This window comes from Agromyces mediolanus (assembly GCF_023715325.1).
GTDB lineage: Bacteria > Actinomycetota > Actinomycetes > Actinomycetales > Microbacteriaceae > Agromyces > Agromyces mediolanus_A.
Window position 1 is genome coordinate 340,233 of record NZ_JAMBNX010000003.1, and the last position, 12,412, is coordinate 352,644.

A 12,412-nucleotide genomic window follows, 5' to 3' on the forward strand; every position below is an offset into this window, starting at 1 on the left:
CTTCTTGCGTGCGCTTATCCGACGAGCTTCTGCGCGAAGACGTGCGGGGTGAACCCGGTCAGGTCGGCGATGCCCTCGCCCTGACCGATGAGCTTGATGGGCAGCCCGGTCTTCTCCTGCACCGCGAGCACGAAGCCGCCCTTCGCGCTGCCGTCGAGCTTCGTGAGTACGAGCCCCGTCACCCCGCCGTGCTCGATGAACGCCTCGGCCTGCGCGAGCCCGTTCTGCCCCGTCGTGGCGTCGAGCACCAGCAGCACCTCGCTGATCGGCGCCTGCTTCTCGACGACGCGTCGGATCTTGCCGAGCTCGTCCATGAGCCCGCCCTTCGTGTGCAGCCGGCCCGCCGTGTCGATGACGACGATCTCGGTGCCGTCGCGCTTCGCCTGCTCGACCGTCTGGAACGCGACGGATGCCGGGTCCTGCCCTTCGCGCTCCGGCCGGACGATGCCGACCCCGGCGCGCTCCGCCCAGGTCGCGAGCTGATCCACCGCGGCGGCGCGGAAGGTGTCGGCCGCGCCGACGACGACGCTGCGGTCGTAGCTGCGGAGGAAGCGGGCGAACTTGCCGATCGTCGTGGTCTTGCCGACGCCGTTGACGCCGACGACGAGGACGACCGCCGGCCGCTCGGTGAGTCGGAGCGTCGGGTCGTACTTCGCGAGCCGCTCCTCCACGACCTCGCGGAGCATCCGCTGGACGTCGCGCGGATCGGTGGTGCGGTACCGCTCGACCTGGGCCTTGATCTGCTCGACGATCTCCTCGGTGACGGCGGGCCCGAAGTCCGCGGTGATGAGCGCCGCCTCCAGGTCGTCCCAGGTGTCGTCGTCGATCGTCTTCGCACCGAAGATGCCTCGGAGCGCCGAACCGAGCGACCAGGATGCGCGTTCTGCCATGCGTCGAGCTTATTCGTTCAGCGGAGCCTGCCGGGTTCACTCAGGGCACCACGGCGATGGCCGAGAGCTCGTTGAGCTCGTCGAGCACCGCCTCCGGGTCCTGCCCGGTGCAGTCGATCGTGACCGTGAAGCCGAGCCCCGGCTGCACGAGCGCCCGGCCGGCGACGACCCACTGGACGGTGCCGTCGTCGCCCACGACGTAGCGGGCGTCGACGTCGTCGTTGCCCGGCGCGGCGAGGGCGAAGCCGCCGTCGACGGCCACCTCGCCGACCTCGGCCGCGGTGGCGCCGAACACGACGGCGAGCATCTCGTCGGTGGCGATGCGATCGTCGCCCGAGCTCGTGTCGACGTCACCGATGTAGCCCTGCCAGTACGCCGCCGTGCACGCGCCGTCGGCGGAGGTGTAGCCCCAGTTGCCGTTGCCGTCGTCCGGGCTCGTCAGCGTCCAACCGTCGTCGAACATGAGCCCGTCGGCCCACTCCGCGGTCGAGGCGGAGGTGAGCAGCGCGCCGTCCTCGAAGGACAGCTCGTCGAAGCCGGCGGAGTCGCTCTCGACGATCGGGTCGTCGCTCTTGCTCGCGCCGCCGCCGTCGATGCGCTGCGCGTTCGTCACGTCGATCGGGAAGCAGCCGCTGAGCGCGAGCGGCGCCGCAACGGCGGCGAGGATCGCGAGGGCGCGGAGCGCGGAACGTGGTGCGGTGCTGACGGGGCTCATGCGGCCAGCCTAGCCATCCGCCGGGACGCGGCAATGGGGAGCGCTCCCCGCCGCCGCCGCCGAGCGATCAGCTCGCCGCGCGCTCCTCCCGGACCCGCTGACCGACGACGGCGGAGACGCCGTCCTGGCGCATCGAGACGCCGTAGAGGGCGTCGGCGATCTCCATCGTGCGCTTCTGGTGCGTGATGACGATGAGCTGGGACGCTTCGCGGAGCGACTCGAAGGTCGTCAGCAGGCGGCCGAGGTTCGCATCGTCGAGGGCGGCTTCGACCTCGTCCATGATGTAGAACGGGCTGGGGCGGGCTTTGAAGATCGCCATCAGCAGCGCGACCGCGGCGAGCGAGCGCTCACCGCCGGACAGCAGCGAGAGACGCTCGATCTTCTTGCCGGCCGGCTTCACGCTGACCTCGATGCCGGTGCTCAGCAGATCGTCGGGGTTCGTCAGGAAGATGCTACCGGTACCGCCGGGGAAGAGCACCGGGAACACCTCGGTGAAGGCGTCCCTGGTGTCCTCGAAGGCGGCCCGGAAGATCGCCTCCATCTTGCCGTCGATCTCCTCGATGATCGTGAGCAGATCCTTGCGGGTGTTGGCGAGATCGGTGAGCTGCTCGGTGAGGAACTGGTGGCGCTGCTCGAGCGCCGCGAATTCCTCGAGCGCGAGCGGGTTCACCCGGCCGAGCTGGGCGAGCTTCCGTTCCGCCTGTGCCAGCCGTCGCTGCTGCACCTCCTTGGAGTACGGCGTCGCCTCGCCGTCCTCGGTCTCCGGCGGCACCTCCTGCTCGGGGCCGTACTCGGCGACGAGCACCTCCTCGGTGAGCCCGAGCTCGGACTCGGCGCGCTCGGCGAGCGAGGCCGCGTGCAGCTTCTTCTCGTAGATCCGCAGTTCGAGGCCGTGGACGTCCTCGGTGACCGACTGCAGCCGCTCCCGGACCTGGGCCTCCTCGCGTCGGACGGCCTGCAGCTGTTCGTTCCGGCTCGCTCGCTCCGCTTCCGCCCGGCCGAGCGCGACCCGCGCCTCGGCGACCGAGGCGTCGACCGAGGCCAGCGCCGCGGGCAGCGCCTCGGCGACCCGGCTCGCAGCCTCGAGCTGGGCACGGCGGATGACGGCGCGCCGGGCGGCCTCGACCGCCTGCTGCTGCTCGGTGTCGAACTGCCGCTCGAGCTGGCCGATGCGGGCCTCCTCGGAGCGCACCCGCTCGCGGATGGTCTCGACCGCGAGCTTGGCTTCGACCTCCCGCTCCCGCGCGGCATCGAGCGCCGCGACGGCCCCGTCACGCTTCGAGGCGTCGAGCACCGGCCTCGGCACGGCCCGAGCGGCCTCGTGCGCCGCCTTGCCCGCCTCCGCGGCGGCCTCGGCCTCGCCGACACGGCCCTCGGCGCTCGCAGCCGCCTGCCGGAGGCGTTCGAGCTCGGCGTCGGCGGCCTCGAGCTGCACACGGGCTCGGTTCAGGCGTTCGGTGCGCTGGGCGAGCTGGGCGTCGAACTCGCGGAGGCTGGTGAGCGCCTGCTTGGAGACCTGCTTCGCCTGCTCGTGGGTCGTGCGCTCCTCGGCGAGGGCGCTGCGGCTGCGCTCGAGTGCGCCGCGCAGCTCGTCGAGGGCGTTCTGGGCCTCGTCGCGCTCGGCGACGAGCTCGATGCGGCTCTGCTTGCGCCCGGAGCCGCCGCGCAGCACGAAGCGGCCGACGACGGTGCCGTCGCGGGTGATCACCGTCACCGGACGATCGAGCTTCGCGAGGGCGGGTTCAGCGGCGCGGACCGCGTCGAGGTCGTCGGCCACGAGCACCTCGGCGAGGAGCGCGCGCACGCCGGAGGGCGCCGTGATCACCTCGGCGGCGGGCGTGAGCCCGGGCACGCTCGGCAGCGCGGCGGAGGCCGGCGCGCCGCCCGCGTCCGCGAGGGTGATCGCGACACGGCCGAGATCGCCGTCCGCCGCTGCCGCGACCGCCCGGAACGCGGCATCCCGGTCGTCGACCAGCACGGAGTCGGCCAGCGAACCGAGCGCGGCGGCGATCGCCGCCTCGAAGCCGGAGCGCACCTGCATGCCCTCGGCGAGCAGGCCCCGCACGCCGGGCACCCCGGCGGCCACGAGGGCGGCCGAGCCGTCGCGCTGGTCCAGCGCCAACGAGAGCGCCTGGGTGCGCGCCTGCAGGGCGCCCTGCTCGCGCTCGAGCCCGTGCAGCCCCTCGCGGAGCCGCTCGATCTCGGCCTCGGACTCGAACACCGCCGCCTGCGCGAGTTCGTACGCCTCGTCGAGGTCGGTCTCTCCGGCGTCGTCGCTCTCCGCCTGCTGCTCCGCCTCGGCGAGCGCGGCGGCCGCGGCGGTGCGGCGGGCCTCGGCCGCCTCGAGGGCGTTGCCGTGCCGCAACACCTCGCCACGGGCCGAGGCGAGCTTCGACGCGGCCGCGTCGGCCCGGCCGGCGAGCTTGGACAGTTCGAGGTCGTATGCGGCGACGAGCGCGCTCTGCTTCGCGATCTCGGCATCCACCTCGTCGAGCGCGGCACGCGCGACCCCGGTCGCCTCGTGCGCGACGTCGAGCTCGCCCGCGGCCGTACCGATGCCGTCGCGGAGGGCGTCGAGGGCGTCGATCGCCTGGACGATGTCCTGACGGCTGACGGTCGGCACGGCCTCCGGGGCCTCGCTCTGGCCGCCGAGCAGCGCGATCCGCTGCCGGGCGAGGGTGTCGACGGCGCGGAGGGCGCTCTGCGCCTGCTCGAGCTCGAAGCCGAGCGAGCGCGCCCGATCGACGTCGTCTCCTTCGAAGGCCTGCTCGAGTGCGGTCACCCGCGCCTGATGCTGCTCGAGCTTCTCCTGCAGGACGAGCCGCTCAGCGTGCCGTTCGTGCTCGCTGCGACCGTGCTCCTCGAGTGCGCGGCGCAGGCCGGTGAGTTCATCGGCGAGCAGGCGCGCCTTCGCGTCGCGCACGACGGCGGCGATGCCGGCCGCCTCGCGGGCGACCTCCGCCTGGCGGCCGAGCGGCTTCAGCTGGCGCCGGATCTCGCCGGCGAGGTCGGACAGGCGGGTGAGGTTCGTCTGCATCGCCTCGAGTTTGCGCAGCGTCTTCTCCTTGCGCCGGCGGTGCTTCAGGATGCCGGCCGCCTCCTCGATGAAGCCGCGGCGGTCCTCGGGGCTCGCGTGCAGCACCGAGTCGAGCCGGCCCTGCCCGACGATGACGTGCATCTCGCGGCCGAGCCCGGAGTCGCTGAGGAGCTCCTGCACGTCGAGGAGCCGGCACTGCTCGCCGTTGATGGCGTACTCCGACTGGCCACTGCGGAACAGGGTGCGCGAGATCGTGACCTCGCTGTACTCGATCGGCAGGGCGCCGTCGGCGTTGTCGATCGTGAGGCTCACCTCGGCGCGGCCGAGCGGCCCACGGGTCGAGGTGCCCGCGAAGATGACGTCCTCCATCTTGCCGCCGCGGAGGGTCTTGGCCCCCTGCTCGCCCATGACCCAGGCGAGAGCGTCGACGACGTTGGACTTGCCGGAGCCGTTCGGCCCGACGATGCAGGTCACCCCCGGCTCGAACGCGAAGCTCGTGGGCTGCGCGAAGGACTTGAAGCCTTTGAGCGTGAGGCTCTTGAGGTACACGTCCCACCTTCCTGCTCCGGGCGCTGCGGACTACCGTAGCCGAGTTCGCCCCCGCGGGCGCGGCGGAACGCCGTCGGGCGCCGGGACGGGCCCGGTCCCCGTTCGGTCGCCCCGTACGCTGAAACCATGGAGATCCGTCAGATCCCGGTCCCCGAGCGCCTCGGTGTGCCCGCCGCCCGTGAGTTCGAGCAGGCGGTGCTGCTCCTCGCGGCGGTCGAGCACGAAACCTGGGGCGACGACGACTTCGCCCTCAGCGCCGAGGAGATGCTCGCGGCGGCTCGCGGAACGCACTTGCGAAGGGTGGCGTTCGGCGCGTGGGACGGCGCGGAGCTGCTCGGGCGGTCCTCCGCCGTCTGGGACGAGGACCCGGAGGCCGAGTCGGCCGAAGTGCACGTCGTGGTCGCTGCGGGGCACCGCCGTCGGGGCATCGGCCGCGCCCTCCTCGAGGTCGCGGAGCGCGCCGCCCTCGGCGCCGGCAAGATCGCGCTCGACTCCTTCTCCGACCATCCCCCCGGGAGCCTCGGCGAGCCCGGCTCTGGGCTTCGGGCACCCGCGGCGACCGCCGGCGACGCAGAGATCCCGGCCGACTCCGCCGCGGCCGCATTCGCCACGGCGACCGGCTATCGACTGGGGCAGATCGAACGGGTGAGTCTGCTGGAGACGAGCGGACGCGACCGGGAGCTCCGGGCGCAGCTCACCGAGGTTCAGGACTCCGCCGCGTCGGCCGGCTACCGGGTCGTGAGCTGGCGGGACGGCGCGCCCGACGCACTCGTCGACGCCTACGCCGCAGCGAGGGAGCACATGAGCCGAGACATCCCGGCCGGGGCGCTGCAGATCGACGCCGAGCGCTGGGACCGCGCGCGGGTGCGCGCCTGGGAGTCCGAACTCCTCGCGGGCGGGACGACCCTGCTGAGCTGCGCCGTGGTCGACCCGAGCGGGAGCGTCGCGGGCTACACCGTGCTGGAGCTCCCGCCCGGCCGCCCGGTCGCGTACCAGGACGACACGATCGTGCTCGGCCCGCACCGGGGTCACCGGCTCGGTCTCCTGCTGAAGCTCGCGAACCTCGTCGCGCTGCATGACGCGGCTCCGGAGCGGACCCGGGTGCACACCTGGAACGCCGACGAGAACGCCCATATGCTCCGCATCAACCTCGGCCTCGGCTTCCGTCCGTACGGGCTGTCGGCCGCGTGGGAGCGGCGGGTGCCGAGCGGCGAACGGCCGTCGTCGCTCAGCTGACCCGGCTCATCCGACCCGTGCGACGGTGGCCCGGAGCCGAGCGACGCCGCAACTCCGCCCGGTCGATTCGCGCGGCATCAGCCGCGTCGGGAGGAGGATCGGGTCCGACGGGACCGGCTTGCCAGCGAGGATGGCGATGAGCGTGTTCGTGGCGGTCGTACCCTGATCTCGAAGCGGGGACGCGATGGAGGTGAGCGGTGGCGTCGTCAGCGTGCCGAGCTGGGAGTTGTCGAAGCCGACGACGCTGACATCGCGGGGCACCTCGAGCCCCAGGGCGCGCAGGCCGACGATGAAGCCGATGGCCATCACGTCGTTGAACGCGATGACGCCGGTCGTCGGATTCGCGGCCCAGTGCGAGGCCGCGCGGAAGCCGCCTTCGACGGTCGGGGACGCGGCTCGGATCCGGCAGGTGCGGATGCCGAGATCGACCGCCGACTGCTGCACGCCCCGCCACCTGACGCCGTCGGTCCAGGATGCCGCGGGGCCGGCGAGGTACGTGACCTCGGTGTGGCCCAGCTCGTGCAAATGCTCCGCCGCGTGCCGCGCGCCCTCCGCACCGTCCGTCAGCACGCAGGGCAGGTCGCCGACGATCCGGTTGAGCACGACGACCGGGCGCTGCTTGGCGAGCATTCGGATGCCGGCGGCGGGCAGCCGCGGACTCGTGAGGATGACCCCGTCGACCGCGGTGAGGTATCGCTCGAACGCGCGCTCGCGCACCATGCTCTCGCGGGAGTCGAAGACCATCAGGGTGTACCCCGCCCCCTCGGCCGCGAGGTCCGCACCGCGGACGAGGTCGGTGAACACCGGGTTCTTGATGTCGCTCACTACCATCGCGAGCAGCTGCGACCGTTGGAGTGCGGCCGGTAGGGTGCGGCTGCGCAGGTACCCGAGGCGCTGCGCGACCTCCCGGACCTTCGAGGCGGTCGCCACGCTCACCCGCCCGGGCCGGGCGAGAGCGCGTGAGACAGTCGACGGCGCTACGCCCGCTTCCCTGGCGACGTCATAGATCGTGACCGGGCGCTCCTCTGCCTGTTCGCGGTGCGGCATACGGGCATGGTACTGGCGCTCGCGCGGGGCGGAGCGACGCGGAATCACGGACGCTCCACCCGTTCGAGGGCCATCCCGGTCAGACGGTTGGCAAAGCATGGCAACTTGTTGCCAACGCCCGAGGGGCTCCCAGAGGATGGTCCGCATGCAGGCCACACGACGAACGCACCCGGCAGGGCGGCACCCCGACCGTCTGCTCCCCTCGGAGCCGCAGCGCCGTCGCATCGCCCGCGAACTCTACGAGCAGGTCGCCGATCTCCCCATCGTTTCGCCGCACGGCCACGTGCCCGCGGCGCTGCTCGCGGAGAACCGGCCGTTCGAGAATCCGGCCGAGCTCTTCATCACCCCGGACCACTACGTCACGCGCCTCCTGCACGCGCACGGCGTCCCGCTCGCCGAGCTCGGCGTCGGCGCCGAGCCGCTCTCCGAGGAGCAGGCCCGGAGATCGTGGCGCATCCTCTGCGAGCACTGGGCGCGGTTCGCCGGAACGCCGATGAAGTACTGGCTCGAGGACGTGCTCGTCGGCGTGTTCGAAGTCGACGAGCTACCTGACGCCTCGAACGCGGACGCCCTCTTCGACCACCTCGGCGAGCGCCTCCGCGACCCGGCGTACCTCCCGCGCGCCCTCGTCGAGTCGTTCAACATCGAGACGCTCGCCACGACGGACGACCCGCTCTCGACCCTCGAGCACCACGCCGTGCTCCGCGACGACCCCGCCTTCGCCACCGACGTGATCCCCACGCTGCGGATCGAGGCGGCCATCGACCCCGCCCATCCGAGCTGGCACCGGAACGTGACCGCGCTCCTCGCCGGCGCGGGAGGCGACGACGCCTTCGAGCCCTACCTCACCGCCATCGCCGAACGCCGCCGCGTGTTCGCGCAGCACGGCGCGGTGTCGATCGACTGCGCGCTCGAGGACGCCCGCACGGCGGTCCTCCCCCACGGACAGCTCGCGGAGCTGTATCTGCGAGCACGGCGAGGCGAGGCGACGCCCCTGGAGAAGGCGACGTTCTGCGCGGGCATGGTCTCGGAGCTCGCCCGGCAGTCCCATGACGACGGACTCGTCATCACCCTGCACGTCGGTTCGCTGCGCGACTACGACGCCGGGCTGCACCGGCAGTACGGACCGGATCGGGGCTGCGACATCCCGCTCACGACGCAGTTCGTCGAGGGGCTGCGCCCCCTCCTCAACGAGTTCGGCCACGACCCGGCGTTCCACCTCGTCCTCTTCACGCTCGACGAGACCTCGTGGGCGCGGGAGATCGCGCCGCTCGCGGGCTTCTACCCGAGCGTCTACGCGGGCGCGCCCTGGTGGTTCCTCGACGAGCCGGAGGCCATCCTGCGCTACCGCTCCGCCGTGACCGGTTCGATCGGCTTCGGCAAGCAGTCGGGCTTCATCGACGACACCCGTGCGCTCTGCTCCATCCCCGCGCGCCATGACATGGCTCGACGCCTCGACAGCGCCTTCCTCTCGAAGCTCGTGAGCGAGCACCGGCTCTCGATCGACGAGGCCGGCTCGATCATCAGGCAGCTCAGCTACGAGCTGCCGCGCGCCGCGTTCCGGCTCGGCCACTTCGGCCACTGAGCCGTTCGTACGCGCGCCCACCCCCATTCCCCCCGACTCGGCTCCACTCCCCCGATTCCCTCCCCCGCTCGACCCCGAACCTGACCAATGGAGGTCACGAAATGAAACGGTCCATGGCACGCGGAACCGCCACCGCAGCGGCGCTCTCGCTGCTCCTCGTGGGATGCAGCGCTTCACCGCCGGACGGATCCTCGGGATCCGGCTCCGAGGAGCTCGTCTACTGGTCGATGCTGACCGTCGACGAGCCCGAGGTCCCGATCCTCACGGCCGTGTTCGATGAGTTCGAAGCGGAGACGGGCATCACGGTCAACGTGCAGTGGCAGGGGCGCGACGTGCTCCAGAAGGTGATGGCCGGGATGACGACCGGCAACGTGCCGGACCTCACCGACCAGGACAACAACCGGCTGCAGGGCCTCCTCGCGAACAACGGTGCAGCCCGAGACCTCTCCGGACTGTACGAGCGCACGGTGCAGGGCGAGGACGTCACGATCGGCGAACTCGTCGGCGACAAGTACGACCCGCTCACGAAGGGCGAGGACGGCGCGTACTTCATGCTGCCGTTCACCCTCCAGCCCTACGTCTGGTGGTACAACGGCGCCAACGTCCCGAGCCTCACCGACGGCGCGCCGAGTGATTGGGCCGGCATGGACGCCCTGCTCGGCGAGCTGAAGGCGGAGGGACGCGCGCCGCTCGCGCTCGACGCGGACCACACCGACTACGACCGCGCGATGGTCGCGACCGCCATCGTCCGCGCGGTCGGGCCAGGCAAGCTGCTGGAGGCCGTCGAGGACCCCACCGGCGACGCTTGGGACACCCCCGAGATGCGCGAGGCCGTCGAGCTCTTCGTCGACTGGGCCGAACAGGGCTTCTACGCCGAGGGCTACGACAGCAGCAAGTGGCCGGCCATCCAGACGGAGTGGGCGCAGAACAAGGCCGACCTGCTCTTCCTCGGCGGCTGGACGCCGAACGAGACCCGGGGCTATGCCGCCGACGACATGGCGTACCGTGCGTTCAACTTCCCCGCCGTCGAGGAGGGCGGCGACACCGCGGTCCCGGTGGCGCTCAACGGCTTCGCGATCCCCACGAAGGCGAAGAACCCCGAGGCCGCGGAGCAGTTCCTGGCGTTCCTGTATGCGAAGGACCCCATGTCCCGTCTCACGACCGAGACGCTGAGCCTCACGGTCCGCTCCGACATCGAGGTGCCGGCCGACCTGCAGGACATCCGCGACATCGTCGACCAGAACGCGATCTACGGCGTGAACGACCAGGTCCCCGCCGTGGTCCCGAACTTCGACACCACGGTCTTCCAGCCCGCGACTCAGGCCCTCGTGACCGGCCGGCTCACCACCGACGAGTTCATCGAGCGGATGAAGACCGAGCAGAAGCAGTACTGGGAACTCAACGGGTGACCGTCCCCCGAGCCGCAGGAGCAGACGAGTGAGCGTGTTGGAGTCAGAGCGCGTCGGGACCGACGCCGACGCACCGGGGCGCACCGCCCGTACCGAGGCGAGGCCGCGGCAGCGCTCGCAGCGGAACTGGTTCGTGCTCTTCGTCCTCCCGGCCGTCGTGCTCTACGCACTCGTCCTGATCGGTCCGACGGTCTTCTCGATCGGGGTCAGCCTGTTCCAGTGGAATGGGCTGACCCCGCCCGAGTGGCGCGGGCTCCGCAACTACGAGATCCTCTTCCGGGATCCGGTGTTCCTCCGCTCGCTGGTCAACACCCTGGTGATCCTCCTCGTCGGCGGCGCCGTGATCTTCATAGTCGGCTTCTTCTTCGCAGCGTTCATCCGGACCATGCGGGGGCGGAACTTCATCCGTTCTGCGCTGTTCTTCCCGTTCATCGCGTCGCCGATCGCCCTCTCGATCGTGTGGGGCGTGCTGTTCCAGTACCGGGGCATCGTGAACACCCTGCTCGGCGAGCTCGGCATCGAGCCGCTCGAGTGGCTGTCGAGCGAGAACATCTTCAAGATGGCCGTCACCGGCACCATCTGGGTGAGCGCGGGGCTCTATCTCACCATCCTGCTCGCCGGGATCGACCAGATCCCGCCCATGTACTACGAGGTCGCGGAGCTCGAGGGTGCGAGCGCCTTCCAGCGGTTCCGGTACGTCACGCTCCCGCTCTCCTGGGACGTCGCCTCCGTCGCCGCGATCCTCTGGACGATCGAGGCGCTGAAGCTCTTCGACTTCCTGTTCGCCTTCGGCGGGGCCACGACGACGATGCCGCCGGTGGAGATCTGGAACTCCTCGCTCTTCGTCTACGGCCAGACCTTCGGCGACCAGGTGCCCGCGTACCGCTTCGGGTACGCCTCGGCATCCGCGGTGCTCATGCTGCTGCTGTTCGGCGTCATCGTCGTACTGCTCCGGCGGATCCTCCGCAGGGAGCCGATCGAACTATGACCCGCCACCGCCCCCGCGGCCGGCCCACGCCGGACGCCCCGTCGAAAGAGGTGCACCGATGAGCCCGCAGAACACGGCCCGCGCGCCTCGGCGAGCGTTCCAGCGTGCCACGCGCTCCACTCCCGGCCGACTCTTCGGCTGGCTACCCCGCCTCGTCATCTGGCTCTTCGTCGGGTTCAACCTCGTGGTCCTCGCGATCACCCTGTTGTCATCGGTGAAGACCACGAAGGACATCTTCGCGGCCCCGCTGGGCCTCCCGACCACGTGGGAGTGGGGCAACTGGAGCACGGCCTGGTCCAACAGCGGGTTCGCCGTCGGAGCGATCAACTCCCTCATCGTCGTCGGCTCGGCGTCGATCGCGGTCGTGGCGATCGCCGCGCCGGCCGCCTACGCGCTCTCGAGGATGAATGTGCGCTGGGCCAAGCAGCTCTCGACCGCGTTCGTGCTCGGCATCGGCATCCCGCCGCACATCATCATCATCCCGCTGTTCATCGAGTTCTCGCAGCTCGGCCTCATCAACAGCAAGCTCGGGCTCATCATCGTGTACACGGGCGTCTCCTTGCCGTTCGCGGTGTTCCTGCTCACCGGCTTCATGGCCGCCGTGCCGAAGGAGATCGAGGAGGCAGCTTCCCTCGACGGGGCGGGGCCGATCGCGACGCTCGTCCGCATCTTCTTGCCGACCGTGCGCAACGGCCTGCTGACGGTGTTCATCATCACCGCGGTGAGCCTCTGGAACGAGGTGCTCATCGCCCTCACCTTCGTGCAGTCGAACGACAACTTCACCCTCGGGTTCTCGCTCATGTCCCTGCTCTCGGCGATCCAGTACAGCGGTGCGGACTACGGGCTGCTGTTCGCCGGCGTCGGCATCATGCTCGTGCCGATGCTGCTGCTGTTCGTCCTGCTGCGGCGATTCGTCATCGAGGGCATGACCCTCGGCGTCGGCAAGTAGCCGCGCA

9 protein-coding genes are annotated in these 12,412 nt (G+C 71.1%); 5 read left to right on the top strand and 4 right to left on the bottom strand.

The window, feature by feature from the left end:
• Nucleotides 1–14: 14 nt before the first annotated feature.
• The 3 genes from ftsY to smc form a co-directional block, all read right to left on the bottom strand.
• Nucleotides 15–890 carry a signal recognition particle-docking protein FtsY gene (gene ftsY / locus M3147_RS07855; protein ID WP_251202898.1) on the bottom strand — a complete coding sequence of 292 codons (876 nt, stop codon included), beginning with the start codon at nucleotides 888–890 and terminating at the stop codon, nucleotides 15–17.
• A gap of 40 nt (nucleotides 891–930) precedes the next feature.
• Nucleotides 931–1,605, bottom strand: coding sequence for a hypothetical protein (locus tag M3147_RS07860; RefSeq protein WP_251202899.1), 675 nt, complete (start codon nucleotides 1,603–1,605; stop codon nucleotides 931–933).
• A gap of 67 nt (nucleotides 1,606–1,672) precedes the next feature.
• Nucleotides 1,673–5,191 (bottom strand): chromosome segregation protein SMC, encoded by a 3,519-nt coding sequence (gene smc / locus M3147_RS07865; protein ID WP_251202900.1) that lies wholly within the window; start codon nucleotides 5,189–5,191, stop codon nucleotides 1,673–1,675.
• Between the two features lie 126 nt (nucleotides 5,192–5,317).
• Between smc and M3147_RS07870 the strand changes: the two genes are divergently transcribed.
• Entirely contained in the window at nucleotides 5,318–6,427 is a 1,110-nt protein-coding gene (locus M3147_RS07870) for a GNAT family N-acetyltransferase (RefSeq protein WP_251202901.1), read from the top strand.
• A gap of 6 nt (nucleotides 6,428–6,433) precedes the next feature.
• On the opposite strand, the gene M3147_RS07875 is transcribed toward M3147_RS07870, so the two are convergent.
• A complete protein-coding gene (locus tag M3147_RS07875; RefSeq protein ID WP_251202902.1) occupies nucleotides 6,434–7,474 on the bottom strand; it encodes a LacI family DNA-binding transcriptional regulator in 1,041 nt (346 codons plus the stop codon).
• A 145-nt stretch (nucleotides 7,475–7,619) separates the two neighbouring features.
• On the opposite strand from M3147_RS07875, the gene uxaC reads away from it, so the two are divergent.
• The 4 genes from uxaC to M3147_RS07895 all read left to right on the top strand — a co-directional run bounded on the left by uxaC (nucleotide 7,620) and on the right by M3147_RS07895 (nucleotide 12,405).
• The gene (gene uxaC / locus M3147_RS07880; RefSeq protein ID WP_251202903.1) at nucleotides 7,620–9,059 is read left to right on the top strand and encodes a glucuronate isomerase; all 1,440 of its coding nucleotides are present in this window, start codon (nucleotides 7,620–7,622) and stop codon (nucleotides 9,057–9,059) included.
• Between the two features lie 113 nt (nucleotides 9,060–9,172).
• Nucleotides 9,173–10,468 (top strand): ABC transporter substrate-binding protein, encoded by a 1,296-nt coding sequence (locus M3147_RS07885; RefSeq protein WP_251202904.1) that lies wholly within the window; start codon nucleotides 9,173–9,175, stop codon nucleotides 10,466–10,468.
• Nucleotides 10,469–10,496: 28 nt separating this feature from the next.
• A complete protein-coding gene (locus M3147_RS07890) occupies nucleotides 10,497–11,456 on the top strand; it encodes a carbohydrate ABC transporter permease (protein ID WP_251202905.1) in 960 nt (319 codons plus the stop codon).
• Nucleotides 11,457–11,514: 58 nt separating this feature from the next.
• Nucleotides 11,515–12,405: a carbohydrate ABC transporter permease gene (locus M3147_RS07895; protein ID WP_251202906.1), complete on the top strand. Its 891-nt coding sequence runs from the start codon at nucleotides 11,515–11,517 to the stop codon at nucleotides 12,403–12,405.
• Nucleotides 12,406–12,412 lie beyond the last annotated feature (7 nt).